The 15088-nt window shown below is 34.2% G+C and carries 14 protein-coding genes and 2 pseudogenes; all 16 read left to right on the forward strand.

Going from position 1 to position 15088, the window contains the following annotated elements:
• Nucleotides 1-738: 738 nt before the first annotated feature.
• Nucleotides 739-841, forward strand: a pseudogene (locus tag B4E95_RS13170) (IS982 family transposase); the annotation flags it as partial.
• Between the two features lie 299 nt (nt 842-1140).
• Entirely contained in the window at nt 1141-2298 is a 1158-nt protein-coding gene (locus tag B4E95_RS04370) for a homogentisate 1,2-dioxygenase (RefSeq protein WP_221855015.1), read from the forward strand.
• 206 nt (nt 2299-2504) lie between these two features.
• The gene (gene hppD / locus B4E95_RS04375; RefSeq protein WP_125350265.1) at nt 2505-3635 is read left to right on the forward strand and encodes a 4-hydroxyphenylpyruvate dioxygenase; all 1131 of its coding nucleotides are present in this window, start codon (nt 2505-2507) and stop codon (nt 3633-3635) included.
• A 145-nt stretch (nt 3636-3780) separates the two neighbouring features.
• A complete protein-coding gene (locus B4E95_RS04380) occupies nt 3781-4218 on the forward strand; it encodes a hypothetical protein (protein WP_291090220.1) in 438 nt (145 codons plus the stop codon).
• 27 nt (nt 4219-4245) lie between these two features.
• Nucleotides 4246-4569: pseudogene (locus B4E95_RS04385) on the forward strand (phosphatase PAP2 family protein); the annotation flags it as partial.
• Nucleotides 4570-4698: 129 nt separating this feature from the next.
• Complete coding sequence (locus B4E95_RS04390; RefSeq protein WP_291090223.1) at nt 4699-5958, forward strand: dihydrolipoamide acetyltransferase family protein; 1260 nt, start codon at nt 4699-4701, stop codon at nt 5956-5958.
• Between the two features lie 5 nt (nt 5959-5963).
• On the forward strand, nt 5964-8018 hold the full coding sequence (locus tag B4E95_RS04395; RefSeq protein ID WP_291090226.1) for an alpha-ketoacid dehydrogenase subunit alpha/beta: 2055 nt from the start codon (nt 5964-5966) through the stop codon (nt 8016-8018).
• 115 nt (nt 8019-8133) lie between these two features.
• The gene (locus B4E95_RS04400; RefSeq protein WP_291090229.1) at nt 8134-9471 is read left to right on the forward strand and encodes a phenylacetate--CoA ligase family protein; all 1338 of its coding nucleotides are present in this window, start codon (nt 8134-8136) and stop codon (nt 9469-9471) included.
• A gap of 4 nt (nt 9472-9475) precedes the next feature.
• Complete coding sequence (locus B4E95_RS04405; protein WP_038335706.1) at nt 9476-10048, forward strand: TetR/AcrR family transcriptional regulator; 573 nt, start codon at nt 9476-9478, stop codon at nt 10046-10048.
• A 1-nt stretch (nt 10049) separates the two neighbouring features.
• Nucleotides 10050-11132, forward strand: coding sequence for a 1,2-phenylacetyl-CoA epoxidase subunit PaaE (paaE, locus tag B4E95_RS04410; protein WP_291090232.1), 1083 nt, complete (start codon nt 10050-10052; stop codon nt 11130-11132).
• 22 nt (nt 11133-11154) lie between these two features.
• Complete coding sequence (gene paaA / locus B4E95_RS04415; protein ID WP_038335708.1) at nt 11155-12120, forward strand: 1,2-phenylacetyl-CoA epoxidase subunit PaaA; 966 nt, start codon at nt 11155-11157, stop codon at nt 12118-12120.
• A gap of 3 nt (nt 12121-12123) precedes the next feature.
• A complete protein-coding gene (gene paaB, locus B4E95_RS04420) occupies nt 12124-12411 on the forward strand; it encodes a 1,2-phenylacetyl-CoA epoxidase subunit PaaB (protein WP_038335709.1) in 288 nt (95 codons plus the stop codon).
• A 3-nt stretch (nt 12412-12414) separates the two neighbouring features.
• Complete coding sequence (gene paaC, locus B4E95_RS04425; protein WP_291090235.1) at nt 12415-13191, forward strand: 1,2-phenylacetyl-CoA epoxidase subunit PaaC; 777 nt, start codon at nt 12415-12417, stop codon at nt 13189-13191.
• On the forward strand, nt 13185-13673 hold the full coding sequence (gene paaD / locus B4E95_RS04430) for a 1,2-phenylacetyl-CoA epoxidase subunit PaaD (protein ID WP_125350273.1): 489 nt from the start codon (nt 13185-13187) through the stop codon (nt 13671-13673). Before paaC ends, paaD begins: the two co-directional genes overlap by 7 nt.
• Nucleotides 13674-13679: 6 nt before the next feature.
• A complete protein-coding gene (locus B4E95_RS04435; protein WP_291090238.1) occupies nt 13680-14465 on the forward strand; it encodes an enoyl-CoA hydratase-related protein in 786 nt (261 codons plus the stop codon).
• Nucleotides 14466-14468: 3 nt separating this feature from the next.
• Nucleotides 14469-15088, forward strand: a 620-nt coding sequence (locus tag B4E95_RS04440; RefSeq protein ID WP_291090241.1) for a 3-hydroxyacyl-CoA dehydrogenase NAD-binding domain-containing protein, incomplete at its 3' end; no start/stop codon positions are given.

A 15088-nucleotide genomic window follows, 5' to 3' on the forward strand; every position in this document is an offset into this window, starting at 1 on the left:
ATTAGTGAGCGATAGCGAATCGTTTAAGATTTTTAGGGAGTAAAATTAAGATTGAACGTCAAAAATCGAAGTCTTGATTTTTTTGGTTCGTTTTTTCATCAAGGAAAAAATGAACATATAATTATTAATCAACTTGTAACAATTTTACCTAAGCTCCACAGGAGCTTCTCCTTTTAATTTCAAATTCTTAATCTCAAATGTTTTTGCGTCAAGGTTCCCCAAAGGGCATATGAATTCATTTGAAAACAATAATAACTCATGAATAAAAAATGAATGAAATATAGTTTTGAAAAACGAGAATAATCTTTCTATCACTTTTTTGAGAGCAAAAAAGTAATCAAAAAACTCTTGTCTTTGATTTTCAACGGTCAAAATTGGTTTCAGTCATTGAATGTTTTAAATCATTTGCTCCGCAAACAGTAAAACATCTTAATCATGACTTTCAACTTTTTGACACTCGTTTCCAAATCATATGACATTTTTATAATACTTTTCTATACTTAAATTCACTTATAACAACAAATTTATAGATTATCATTGCTGAAGAGTCGAGATTACTTTTTGATCAAGCAAAAAGTAATATTCCGAAGCTTATAAAGCTTCTCCTTTTAATTTCAAATTCTTGATTTCAAATGTTTTGGATCAGGCCAAAATGAATATATAATCTTTTCTCACCACAATAGAAGCATAGATTTTTGCTACATTCTAAGCTTGATGTAATACGTTTTCTTATAACAGCGAATTTTAGTTAGAATAAAGGTTTTAACAACCATTCAGCATCTCAATAAATTTCTTTTCAATAGAAACATAAAATAATCTCAAAATTAATCTAGTTCAATAATGCCCTACGGGTTATATGTAGTTTTTTAAAAATATTGAAAATAATTGTTGTAAAGCATTTTTTAGTAAGGTATTTTGTACAATCAAAAAATGTTTCTATCTTTGAGATAGCCACAGAAAAGAAATGCAAACAATTAAAGAAAATATTAAACCTTTATTTGTTGGAATGAATAAGCAAACTTCTGCTTTACTTTCCAAAATTGTATTTGCTCAATATTCACACTAGAATATTGCAGATTATTTGTTGACGAATCTCGTCATCTATATCCCTTTTCATCAAAATAACAAACAAAATACGATATGCCACTTTATCATCATTTGGGAGAATTCCCACAAAAGCGACATACGGTATTCCGAAAACCAAATGGAGAATTATATGCAGAAGAATTAGTTTCTACGCATGGATTTTCGAGTACGTATTCCAATGTTTACCACTGTTATCCACCAACTTTGGTAAAAGCGATTAGCGAACCTTATTCGGTAGAGCCAAAAATTGCCCGCGCAAAACATTTAAAACATACCTCTTTAAAAGGTTTTAAAGTAGAACCTACCAAAGATTATTTAGAATCTCGTGTACCAGTTTTGGTTAACAATGATTTGCATATTTCATTGGCTGCGCCACAAGAATCGATGACTGATTATTTCTACAAAAATTCGATGGCGGATGAAGTAATTTTTATACACGAAGGTTCTGGAGTTTTAAAAACTGGTTATGGACAAATTGAATTTGAATATGGAGATTATTTAGTGATTCCACGTGGAATTATTTATCAACTTCATTTTAATGATTCTAATAACCGATTGTTTATTACAGAATCATTTAGTCCAGTTGAAACACCTCGTCGTTATCGCAATCATTTTGGACAGTTAATGGAACATTCGCCTTTTTGCGAGCGTGATATTAAACGTCCTCAAAATCTTGAAACAAATGATGAACACGGAGATTTCAAGATTATGATCAAAAAAGAAGGATTAATTTATCCTTACGTTTATGGAACTCATCCTTTTGATTTTGTAGGTTGGGATGGTTATCATTATCCATGGGCTTTTTCTATTCATAATTTCGAGCCAATTACAGGGCGTATTCATCAGCCACCACCTGTTCATCAAACTTTCGAAGGAGCAGGTTTTGTGATTTGTAGTTTTGTTCCGCGTCTTTTCGATTATCATCCAAATGCGATTCCAGCTCCTTATAACCATAGTAATGTAGATTCTGATGAGATTTTATATTATGTGGATGGAGATTTTATGTCTAGAAAATCGGTTGAGAAAGGACAAATTACATTACATCCAGCAGGAATTCCGCATGGCCCACATCCTGGGACAGTTGAAAAATCGATTGGAGCGAAAGAAACACATGAATTAGCTGTGATGATTGATCCTTTCAGACCATTGATGTTAACCGAACAAGCTTTAGAAATCGAAGATCCAGATTATTATAAATCTTGGCTTTATTAAAAGTTATGAGCTATGAGTTATGAGTTGCGCGATTTGTCATCGTGAACTTGTTTCAATATATCATAAGTTAATTTGAAGAGAAGCTGAAATAAATTCAGCTTGACATGATGTCATTCCGACGTTAGGAGGAATCTCCCCCAAAGTTATCAATAACTGTAAAAATTTAATACTTTTTAGATAATACATAAAAATAAAAACACAATAAAATGAGTACACAAACATTTGCAGAAAAAATAGCATTAGCACAAGACTTTCTTCCAATCAATGGAACAGATTATATCGAGTTTTATGTTGGTAATGCAAAACAATCTGCACATTATTACAAAACAGCTTTCGGATTTCAAGAAGTTGCATATGCTGGCCCAGAAACTGGAGTGAGAGATAGAGCTTCTTATGTTTTACAACAAGGGAAAATTCGTTTGGTATTAACTTCTGGTTTAAAATCTGATTCTCCAATTTGTCAACATGCTATGAAACATGGTGATGGAGTTAAAATTTTAGCACTTTGGGTAGATGATGCGTATGATGCTTTTGAGCAAACAACGAAACGTGGAGGGAAGCCTTATATGGAGCCAACTACGATTACAGATGAGTTTGGTGAAGTAAAAATGTCTGGAATTTATACATATGGTGAAACGATTCATATGTTTATTGAGCGTAAAAATTATGAAGGTCCTTTTATGCCAGGTTATGTAAAATCTGAATCAACATATCAACCAACAGATTGTGGTTTATTGTATGTGGATCACTGTGTTGGTAATGTGGGTTGGAATCGTATGAACGAAGCGGTTGCTTGGTACCAAGATGTAATGGGATTTGTAAATATTTTATCGTTTGATGATAAACAAATCAATACAGAGTATTCAGCATTAATGTCGAAAGTGATGAGTAACGGAAATGGTTATTCAAAATTCCCTATTAATGAGCCTGCAGAAGGTCAAAAGAAATCTCAAGTCGAAGAATATTTAGATTTTTATGAAGGTGAAGGTGTACAACATATTGCAGTTGCAACTAAGGATATTGTAAAAACTGTGACAGAACTTAAATCTCGTGGAGTTGAGTTTTTATCAGCGCCACCAGAGGCTTATTACGATATGATTCCAGAGCGCGTTGGTGAAATTGATGAGGATATTAAGAAGTTACAAGATTTAGGAATTTTGGTTGATTGTGATGAAGAAGGTTATTTGTTACAAATTTTTACGAAACCAGTCGAAGATCGTCCAACATTATTCTACGAAATTATCGAGCGTCATGGAGCGCAATCGTTTGGAGCAGGTAATTTCAAAGCATTGTTTGAAGCTTTAGAAAGAGAGCAAGAGCGTCGAGGAAATTTATAAATAGATATTTTTTTTAAAGCCATTGGATTATTTCTAATGGCTTTTTTCTTAATCAAATTTTAAGTTTTGTGTAAGGAGGTTTCAAATACATTTGTTCAATAAAATGAATGTGAAAATGAACCAAATTAAAACAAAAACGATAGTCATGAATTGTGTATTACTTTCAATATTTTCGATAAAAGGAAATGTACAAGATACAATTCAGCAAACTAAAACCGATTCTATTCAACTTGATTCTATTCCAAAGCAAACATTTAATCCAGAAGATAAAGTTTATCATTTCAACGCCAAAAAGTTGATTATTCCTGCGACTTTAATTACATACGGAAGTTTGAGTTTGGCAATTCCAGCATTGGATAATTTAAATAAATCTACTCAAAACGAAATTTTAGAAGATAAAACAAAAGGAAATAAATATGATAATTATACACAATATTTACCTGCAGCGGCGGTTTATGGATTGAATTTGGCTGGCGTTCAAGGGAAACATAATTTACGAGATCGTACAATAATTTTTGCAGCTTCTCAAATCATCAATACAGGTTTGGTAATGGGACTAAAGCACGCTGTGCAAGAGGAATGACCCGATGGTACAAACAATCTTTCTTTTCCTTCTGGACATACGGCAAATGCGTTTTCTACGGCTCAATTTATGTTTCGAGAATACCAAGATTCTAATTTTTGGTTGAGTTTGGCTGGATATCCTTTGGCTGCTTTTACGGGTGTTTATTGTGTTGTCAATAATCGCCATTGGGTTGGAGATGTTGTTGCTGGAGCGGGAATAGGAATTTTATCGACGGAATTGGCGTATTGGTTATTTCCTACGATTAACAATTGGTTTTATCCAAAAAATAAAGAATCAAAAGTGGCGACAATGGTTTTTCCTGTTTATCAAAATAATCAAGCTGGAGTTGGTTTGGTGATGAGGTTTTAATAGGTATGAGTTTTGGATAATCTAATAGCTACACTAAAAAAACAAAATTCCAATGAATATTTCAACTAACATTCATTAGTTTTTATAAAAAATGATTATATTCAACGCTCAAAACTGCAAACAAATAAAATGAAGAATATAGAACTAACGATTCCAAAATTGGGAGAAAGTGTTGAGTCTGTACAGTTGGTTCGTTTTACAAAAAACGTTGGTGATTTCATTCATGAGGATGAAGTAATTGCCGAAGTTTCGACGGATAAAGTAGATTCTGATGTGCCTTCTACAACTGCTGGAAAAATTATTGAGTTTAGATTTAATGAAGGAGATGAGATAAAAATAGGAGAAGTTTTCGCTTTAATTGAGCCTTCAGAAACTCAACAACAATCAGCTCAAAAAACTGAAAATGTTGAAGAAAAAAAGATTGAAACTGTTACAACTTTACAAACTATAAATTCAATCGATACAAATCAATTTTTATCACCTTTGGTAAAAAGTATTATCCAAAAAGAAAATCTTCAATCAACAGATATTTCACAAATAAAAGGTTCTGGTCGTGATGGAAGAATTTCGAAAAATGATGTATTAAATTATATTCAAAATAAACCATTTACAACTAATAATTCAAGTAATACTATAAATAAAAATAATATAGTTTCAAGTTCTTCTTATGGAGCGAAAGATGAAATTATTGAGATGGATAAAATGCGTCAATTGATTTCAAAACACATGAAAAAGAGTAAACAAACTTCGCCTCATGTGACGGCTTATGTAGAACCTGATGTTACGAATTTTGTGAAATGGCGCGAAGAAAATAAAGCTGCTTTTGAAGCTAAATACAAACAAAAATTGACATTTACACCGTTAATTGTAGATTGTGTTGTTCGTGCAATTAAAGATTTTCCAATGATTAATGTGTCAGTTGATGAAACTGAGACTAAAATAATCAAACACAATGAGATAAATATTGGAATTGCAACTGCTTTACCAAGTAATAATTTAATTGTTCCTGTCATTCATCAAGCCAATGAATTAAATTTAGAAGGTTTAGCAAAAGGTATAAATTCAATTGTAGATAAAGCAAGAAATAATAAACTTTCGCCAGATGATGTTCGTGGAGGAACGTTCACAATAAGTAATGTGGGGACTTTTGGTAATTTGATGGGAACGCCAATTATCAATCAACCTGAAGTGGCAATTTTAGCGACTGGCGTGATCAAGAAAAAACCTGCGGTTTTGGAAACTGAATTCGGAGATATTATTGTGGCGAGACAATTTATGTATTTGTCACTTTCGTTTGATCATCGTGTGATAGACGGATCTCTGGGAGGCGTTTTCTTGAAACGAATTTCAGATTACATGGAGAATTGGGATGTTAACACGCAAATTTAATCAGAATGGAAACCACATTATCAACAACAACATTACTTAAACAAGCATACGAATTATTGGTTACTGCAAAATCTTTAACCGAATTATACGAAGAAAATAAAGCTGTAACAAGCAAATATGTACATGCAACAGCGCGTGGACACGAAGCAATTCAAATTGCAACAGGATTACAATTATTACCACAAGATTATTTAAGCGCATATTACCGAGACGATGCCATGTTACTATCAATCGGAATTACTCCTTACGAATTGATGTTGCAATTATTGGCAAAACGCGACGATATTTTTTCTGGAGGAAGAACCTATTATTCTCATCCAAGTTTGCGCCGTGATAATATGCCGAAAATTCCGCATCAAAGTAGTGCAACAGGAATGCAAGCGATTCCAACAACAGGAATTGCGATGGGAATGCAGTACAAAGAATTAGAAGGTCTTTGCAATGAAGAAGTAAAACCAATTGCAGTTTGTTCGTTAGGAGATGCGTCTTGTACGGAAGGCGAGGTGGCAGAAGCTTTCCAAATGGCAGCGTTGAAACAATTACCAATTTTATATTTGGTTCAAGATAATGAATGGGATATTTCGGCTTCGGCAGATGAAATTCGTGCACAAGATATCGCTCATTATGCAAAAGGTTTCAATGGTTTGGAAGTTTTTGTGGTTGATGGAACGGATTTCTTAGCTTCTTATGAAACGATTCAACGTGCAATTGAAATTATTCGCACAGAACGTCGTCCGATTTTGGTTCATGCAAAAGTTCCTTTATTGAATCATCATACATCTGGCGTCCGCAAAGAATGGTACAGAGATGATTTAGAGGAAGCACAATCTCGTGATCCTTACGATAAATTAAAACATACTTTATTAAATGAAGGTTTCGATGAAAATGATTTAATCGAAATTGAAAATAAGATAAAAGAACAAGTTCAGGCAGAATATCAAGAAGCATTAAAAGCAGAAAATCCTCGTCCTGAAGATTTATATACGCATGTTTTTGCGTCAACACCGATTAACGAAGAAAAAGGAAATCGTTCACCAGAAGGAAAAGAAAAAACAGTGATGGTAGATTCTGCATTGTTTGCGATTCGTGAATTAATGGCAGAACATCCAGAAGCTTTATTATATGGACAAGATGTAGGGTTGCGTTTAGGTGGAGTTTTTCGTGAAGCGGCAACTTTAGCAAAACAATATGGTAAAAATCGTGTATTTAATACACCAATTCAAGAAGCGTTTATAATCGGATCTACGGTTGGAATGTCTGCAGTAGGCTTAAAACCAATTGTTGAGGTGCAATTTGCCGATTATATTTGGCCAGGATTGAATCAATTGTTTACAGAAGTGGCACGTTCTAATTATTTATCAAACGGTAAATGGCCAGTTTCGATGATTTTACGTGTGCCAATTGGTGCGTACGGAAGTGGAGGTCCTTATCATTCAAGTTCGGTAGAAAGTGTTTTGACGAATATCAAAGGAATTAAAATTGCGTATCCATCTACTGGAGCGGATTTGAAAGGTTTGATGAAAGCAGCTTATTATGATCCAAATCCTGTGGTAATGTTAGAACACAAAGGGTTGTATTGGAGTAAGATAAAAGGAACAGAAGATGCCGCGACTGTTGAGCCAGACGAAGATTATGTATTACCTTTTGGTAAAGCACGTGAAGTTTTAACGGCTGAATCTTCTCAAAATCATAATTCTGTTACGATTATTACATACGGAATGGGAGTATATTGGGCAAAACAAGCAGCGAAGGATTTTCCTAATCAAGTCGAAATTATCGATTTAAGAACTTTAGTTCCGTTAGATGAAGAAACAATCTTTAATAGTGTAAAAAAACACAATCGTTGTATTGTTTTAACAGAAGAAGCGAAGCAAAACTCTTTTGCACAGAGCATTTCAGGCTTAATTAATGAAGAGTGTTTTGAGTACTTAGATGCACCAATTCGTGTGTTAGGAGCGAAAGATATGCCAGCAATTCCATTAAATTCGACTTTAGAAGCAGAGATGTTACCTAATGCTGAAAAATTAAAAACATTGATTAATGATGTTTTATCTTATTAAAAGACAATAATTAGTATGAATTGTATTTTTTACACTAAAAAAACTAACGTTTGTTAGTTTTTTTAGTTTTTTTGATTAAATTTGTTATTATCAAAAATCAAAATCTGCAAAAATTATGATATTTAATCCCGAGATAGAACAAATGCCAATTGAAAAATTGCGCGTTCTTCAAAACGAAAGACTTCAAAACATGTTGCAAAAAGTGTATAACAATGTACCTTTTTACAAAGAAGCATTTGATACAGCTGGAATAAAACCAGAAGACATCAAAGGTGTTGAAGATCTACACAAATTACCTTTTACCAAAAAAACACATTTAAGAGAGAACTATCCGTTCGGATTATTTGCAGAACCAAAGAGCAACGTAATCCGTTTACATTGTTCAAGTGGCACAACAGGAAAACCAACTGTTGTAGGTTATACCAAAAACGACATCGAATTATTTTCAGAAGTAGTAGCACGTTCTTTAGCAGCTTCTGGATGCGAACCAGGGATGACATTACAAAATGCCTATGGTTATGGTTTGTTTACAGGAGGTTTGGGATTACATTATGGAGCAGAAAAATTAGGAATGACAGTTGTTCCTATTTCTGGTGGAAATACTGAAAAACAAATCATGTTGTTGAAAGATTTTCAGGCTGATGCGATTTGTGCAACACCATCGTATGCATTAACAGTAGCTGAGGAAATCAAAAAAAGAGGAGAATCGTTAGAAAGCTTAAATCTTAAGTTTGCGATTTTGGGATCAGAACCATGGTCAGAAGCGTTACGTCAAGAAGTAGAAGGAAGTTTGAATATCAAAGCGTCTAATATTTATGGATTGAGCGAAATTATCGGACCTGGTGTATCTAATGAAGATTATGAAGAGCAAGGATCAGGATCTTACATTTGGGAAGATCATTTCTTTCCAGAAATTGTAGACGAGAAAACAGGTGAACCTGTGCCTTACGGACAACCTGGAGTTTTAGTGATTACAACGTTAACAAAAGAAGCTTTACCATTGGTGCGTTATTGGACGGGAGATATCACAACCCTTACGTACGAACATTCTAAGAAAAGAACACATATCAAAATGGGACCAATTATTGGTCGTGCAGATGATATGATGATTATTAGAGGTGTAAATTTCTTTCACACACAAATCGCTGATTTTATTCCAGAATTCCCAGAATTATCACCAAATTATCAAGTAGTTTTGACAAAACCTAAAAATATGGATGCTGTAGAAGTTGGATTTGAAATTAATCCTGACTATTTTGCAAGCCAAGGTTTCACTTGTGATAATTTGAACGACGAATCTAATCATGCATGTTGCAAATTAATCTCTAATATTCACAAAAAAATTAGAGACAATATTGGATTAGGAATGAATGTTAAATTGTACCAAGTTGATGGACTTCCGAAAAGTGAAGGAGGGAAATTAAACCGAATCATCGATAACAGACATTTATAAATATATGCCTAAACAAAGTAAAAAAGAACTGATTATACAAGAAGCTGCCTTAATCTTTAAACAAAAAGGTTATTCGGCAACATCAATGCGTGAACTGGCTGAAAAGGTTGGAATGGAAGCCGCAAGTTTATACAATCATATTCGTTCGAAAGACGAAATTTTAGAAGAGATTTGTTTTAAAGTTGCTAATCAATATGTTTCTCACATTAGCTCGATCGAAGATACAAACGAATCAAATGTTCAGAAATTGAGAGATTTAATTCAATTGCATGTCAGAATGATTATTGATGAGCCAAACGAAGTTTCTGTTGCAAATAATGATTGGAAAAATCTTTCGGATACGAAAAAGGATTTGTATAAAACAATTCGAAAAGGATACGAAAAAAGAATCGCCAATCTTATCAAAGCAGGAATTGCAGCAGGCGAATTTAAAGATTTGAATGTTTCGGTTGCTTTATTTACTTTATTATCATCATTACGTTGGATAGAATTGTGGTACAAACCTGGACGAGATATCTCACCAGAGCAGTTAGAAAATGACTTAATGACACTATTAATTAACGGATTTCAAAAATAATATGGCTATAAATTTTCACCAATTACGCGTTAAAAATGTAAAAAAGGAAACACCAGATTGTGTATCCGTTACATTTGAAGTGCCAGAAGAATTAAACCAAGAATTCAAATTCAAACATGGTCAATATTTAACGTTTAAGAATTTTCACAATAACGAAGAAATTAGACGTTCTTACTCAATTTGTTCAAGTCCTTTGGATAATGAATTAAGAGTTGCTGTAAAGAAAATTGAGGATGGAATTTTCTCGACATTTGTTAACGATACAATCAAAGTTGGCGATGTTCTTGATGTAATGACTCCACAAGGGAATTTCTTTACAGAAGTACACGAAGACAACAAAAAGTTATATGTAGGAATTGTGGCGGGATCTGGAATTACACCAGTACTTTCGATTATCAAAACAGTTCTAAAAACAGAACCTAACAGTCAATTTGTGCTGTTATATGGAAACAGAAACAAAGGTTCGATTATTTTTAAAGAAGAAATCGAAGCATTAAAAAATAGATACATGGAACGCATTAGCGTTTACAATATCTTGAGTCGCGAAACGGCTGATGCTGAGATCTTGAGTGGCCGAATTGATAAATCAAAAATTGAATATTTCTTGCAAAATATCATCGATCCAAAAGAAGTAAGCGAAGTTTTCCTTTGTGGACCAGAAGAAATGATTTTAAGCGGTCGTGACGCTTTTGTAGAAGCAGGAGTTGATGCAAAACATTTACATTTCGAATTATTCTATAGTGCATCTGCAGAAGCGAAAAAGGTAGAGCGTCAAAAAGCTGTAAAACAATCAAACGATACAATGAGTAAAGTTACCATTAAATTAGATGCAACAGCTTTACAGCTTGATTTGGGTTACAATGGCGACACAATCTTAGATGCGGCTTTACAAAACGGAGCTGATTTACCTTATGCTTGTAAAGGTGGTGTTTGCGCAACTTGTAAGTGTAAAGTAGAGAAGGGTGAGGTAGAAATGGACATCAACTACTCACTTGAGCCAGATGAATTAGAAAGAGGATTTGTATTAGCGTGTCAAGCGCACCCTCGTTCTGCAGAAGTCGTGGTAGATTTTGATGCCAAATAATCAACTTTAAAAACGTTTAGAAATGAGTGCAAAAGAAATTGATTTTCAAGAAATCTTCGATAATAAGATTGAAAATGAAGTTCGTATCGAACCAAAAGACTGGATGCCAGATGCATACCGTAAAACATTAATCAGACAAATCTCTCAACATGCTCACTCAGAAATTGTTGGGATGTTACCAGAAGCAAACTGGATTACAAGAGCGCCTTCGTTAAATAGAAAGAAAATTTTATTAGCGAAAGTTCAAGACGAAGCTGGTCACGGATTATACTTATACTGTGCAGCTGAAACGTTAGGTGTTTCTCGTATCCAAACTTTAAATGACTTACATTCAGGTAAAGCAAAATATTCATCAATCTTCAATTATCCAACCCTTACTTGGGCAGATATCGGAATGATTGGTTGGTTGGTAGATGGAGCTGCAATTTTGAATCAAGTTCCATTATGTAGAACTTCTTACGGACCTTATGCTCGCGCAATGGTACGTGTTTGTAAAGAAGAATCTTTCCACCAAAGACAAGGTTACGAAGCATTAGTGGTATTATCAAAAGGAACACCAGAACAAAAAGCGATGTTGCAAGATGCAATGAATCGTTGGTGGTGGCCTACATTAATGATGTTTGGTCCAAAAGATGAAGAATCATCAAACTCAGAATTATCAATGAAATGGAGAATTAAACGTTTCTCGAATGACGAATTACGTCAACGTTTCGTGGATATTTCTATTCCTCAAGCCGAATATTTAGGATTAACTATTCCAGATCCAGATCTAAAATTCAACGAAGAAACAGGTCACTACGAATTCGGAGAAATTGATTGGGAAGAATTCTGGAATGTTGTGAAAGGAAACGGTAAATGTAACAAACAACGTTTGGATGCTCGCCGTAACGCACACAACGAAGGAGCTTGGGTTCGTGACGCTGCAACAGCTTACCACGAAAAAAGAAAACAAAGAGAATTAGAAAAAGAACAACGCAAAAACGCATAAAAGATGGAAAATAGAGATTGGCCTTTATGGGAAGTATTCATTAGAAGTAAACAAGGGTTAGACCACAAACACGTTGGGAGCTTACACGCTGCTGATGCTACAATGGCACTAGAAAATGCACGTGATGTATACACACGTCGTTTAGAAGGTGTGAGTATTTGGGTGGTAGAATCTGCTAATATTCATGCTTCTAATCCTGATGAAGCGGAACAATTTTTTGATCCTGCAGAAGACAAAGTTTACCGTCATCCAACTTTTTATGATGTACCAGAAGAAATTAAAAACATGTAATTTATGACAAGTACAGTTTATCAAAACAATCAAAATTACATTGATTTTATCTTGCATTTAGCGGATACAAATCTAATTTTGGCACAACGTTTATGCGAATGGTGTGGTCATGGTCCAATTTTAGAACAAGACATTGCAATGTCTAATATGGCGTTGGATTTATTAGGTCAAACTTCTAATTATTATGACTATGCGGCTGAAATGATTGGGAATGGAGCAACAGAAGATACGTTAGCAATGTTACGTGAAGAGCGTGAATATAAAAACTTATTATTAGTTGAATTACCAAACGGACATTTCGGAGATACGGTTGCACGTCAGTTTTTTTACGATTCTTACCACGCGTTATTGTTAGAACAATTCTTGAAAGTAAAAGATCTTAAATTACAAGCTATCGCTGAAAAATCATTGAAAGAGGTGAAATATCACTTAAAATGGTCATCAGAATGGATGATTCGTTTAGGAGACGGAACACAAGAATCTCACGACAAAATTCAGGAAGCTGTAAACAATATTTTACCTTATGTAAAAGAAGCGTTTTTATTAGCACCTTACCAAAAAGCTTTAGTTGAAGAAGGATTAATTTCAAGTCCAGAAGAATTTAAAGCAACTTGGTTAGCAAACGTAAAAGCAATTTTAGATGAAGCGACAATCGAAGCGGATGTAGAAAATGCTTTTGTACAAAAAGGAGGTAAAGAAGGTGTTCATACAGAGCATTTAGGATTTATCTTAACAGATTTACAATATTTACAAAGAACTTATCCAGATTCGCAATGGTAACCGAAAAAGAAATTTGGCAATACATGGAGGAAGTCGCTGATCCAGAAATTCCTGTGATTAGTGTAATTGATCTTGGTGTTGTGCGTAAAATTGAATTAATTGACCAAGAAAGTGTCAACGTTACAATTACGCCTACGTATTCGGGATGTCCTGCTATGAGTGCAATTTCAATTTCTGTTCGTTTAAAATTAATCGAAAAAGGATTCAAAAATATCAATGTCATTAATCAGTTGAGCCCTTCGTGGTCAACTGATTGGATGACAGAAGAAGGAAAGCAAAAAATGAAGGCTTATGGAATTGCACCGCCAACCAAAAATCCTTCGTCTGATGCGCTTTTTTCGGATGAACAAAATGTAGAATGTCCACAATGTGGCTCTACAGATACCAGACTTATCAGTCAATTTGGTTCTACGGCCTGCAAAGCTATGTATCAATGCAATAGTTGCCACGAACCATTTGATTATTTCAAATGTCATCACTAAAAAATTATGGAAAATTCAACATCAATCCTATACACACAAGAGGGAGGAATTGCTACGATTACGTTGAATCGTCCTTCTGTTTTTAACAGTTTTAATCAGGAAATGATTAAATCTCTTCAACATCACTTGGATGTTGCAGCTCAAGATGTTTCTGTTCGTGCAGTGGTTTTAACTGGAACGGGGAAAGCATTCTGCGCTGGTCAAGATTTAGGCGAAGTTTTAGAAGAAAAAGAAATCGACTTCAATAAAATCGTTCAAGAAAATTACAATCCATTGGTTCTTAAAATTAGAAACATGGACAAACCAGTTGTTGCTGCTGTAAACGGTGTTGCTGCCGGTGCGGGAGCAAATTTAGCTTTGGCTTGTGACATTGTTGTCGCGAAAGAATCGACAAACTTTATTCAAGCTTTTTCTAAAATTGGTTTAATCCCAGATTGTGGAGGAACTTATTTCTTACCTCGTTTAATTGGACTTCAAAAAGCAACTGCTTTGATGATGCTTGCTGATAAAGTTTCGGCGGCTCAAGCAAAAGAAATCGGAATGATTTATGAGTTTTTTGCTGATGATATTTTCGATGTAGAAGTTGCTAAGATTGCGGATAAATTAGCAAATCTTCCAACAAAAGGTTTGGCTTATACAAAGAAATTATTGAATCAAACATTTAATAATTCAATCGAAGAACAATTAATTCAAGAAGGATTATTTCAAGCTAAATCAGGGAATACATCAGATTATCAAGAAGGTGTAGACGCATTTATCGAGAAAAGAAATCCTGTTTTTAAAGGCGAGTAAGAAATGAAAAAAATAGGAATTATTGGTGGTGGAGCAATGGGGTCTGGAATTGCGCAAGTTTTTGCTCAATATGGTCATCCAGTTGTTTTATATGACACAAATAAAGAAGCTTTAGATCGTTCAAAACAAAACTTAGCGAAGACTTTCGAGAAGTTAGTGGCGAAAGAAAAATATACTGCTGAAAAAGCACAAGAAATTCAAAACAATATCGAATATGCAGATAGTTTAAGTGCTTTTGCATCCATCGATTTGATGATTGAAGCAATTATTGAAAACTTAGATATTAAAAAATCAGTTTTCAAACAAGTGGAAGAAATCGTTTCTGACGAATGTATTTTAGCGTCAAACACTTCTTCATTATCAATCGCATCAATTGCATCTGCTTGTTCTAAACCAGAACGTGTAATTGGAATCCACTTTTTCAACCCTGCACCATTAATGGCTTTGGTAGAAATTATTCCAGCCGTACAAACACGCGAAGGATTAGCAGACGAAGTAAAAGCATTGATTCAATCTGTTGGTAAATTACCAGTCATCACAAAAGATACTCCTGGATTTATAGTAAATCGTGTGGCTCGTCCATTCTACAGCGAATCAATTCGTTTATTAGAAGAAGGAGTTGC

Source organism: Empedobacter sp. UBA7494, assembly GCF_002478465.1.
In the GTDB taxonomy this organism is placed as follows: domain Bacteria; phylum Bacteroidota; class Bacteroidia; order Flavobacteriales; family Weeksellaceae; genus Empedobacter; species Empedobacter falsenii_B.

What these genes read in the sequence shown, in the direction of transcription:
- B4E95_RS04435 (WP_291090238.1), top strand. Translation starts at nt 13,680, where the DNA reads ATGGAAAATTCAACATCAATCCTATACACACAAGAGGGAGGAATTGCT.
- B4E95_RS04395 (WP_291090226.1), top strand. Translation starts at nt 5,964, where the DNA reads ATGGAAACCACATTATCAACAACAACATTACTTAAACAAGCATACGAA.
- B4E95_RS04405 (WP_038335706.1), top strand. Translation starts at nt 9,476, where the DNA reads ATGCCTAAACAAAGTAAAAAAGAACTGATTATACAAGAAGCTGCCTTA.
- paaD (WP_125350273.1), top strand. Translation starts at nt 13,185, where the DNA reads ATGGTAACCGAAAAAGAAATTTGGCAATACATGGAGGAAGTCGCTGAT.
- hppD (WP_125350265.1), top strand. Translation starts at nt 2,505, where the DNA reads ATGAGTACACAAACATTTGCAGAAAAAATAGCATTAGCACAAGACTTT.
- paaC (WP_291090235.1), top strand. Translation starts at nt 12,415, where the DNA reads ATGACAAGTACAGTTTATCAAAACAATCAAAATTACATTGATTTTATC.
- B4E95_RS04370 (WP_221855015.1), top strand. Translation starts at nt 1,141, where the DNA reads ATGCCACTTTATCATCATTTGGGAGAATTCCCACAAAAGCGACATACG.
- B4E95_RS04390 (WP_291090223.1), top strand. Translation starts at nt 4,699, where the DNA reads ATGAAGAATATAGAACTAACGATTCCAAAATTGGGAGAAAGTGTTGAG.
- paaB (WP_038335709.1), top strand. Translation starts at nt 12,124, where the DNA reads ATGGAAAATAGAGATTGGCCTTTATGGGAAGTATTCATTAGAAGTAAA.
- B4E95_RS04400 (WP_291090229.1), top strand. Translation starts at nt 8,134, where the DNA reads ATGATATTTAATCCCGAGATAGAACAAATGCCAATTGAAAAATTGCGC.
- paaE (WP_291090232.1), top strand. Translation starts at nt 10,050, where the DNA reads ATGGCTATAAATTTTCACCAATTACGCGTTAAAAATGTAAAAAAGGAA.
- paaA (WP_038335708.1), top strand. Translation starts at nt 11,155, where the DNA reads ATGAGTGCAAAAGAAATTGATTTTCAAGAAATCTTCGATAATAAGATT.
- B4E95_RS04380 (WP_291090220.1), top strand. Translation starts at nt 3,781, where the DNA reads ATGAATTGTGTATTACTTTCAATATTTTCGATAAAAGGAAATGTACAA.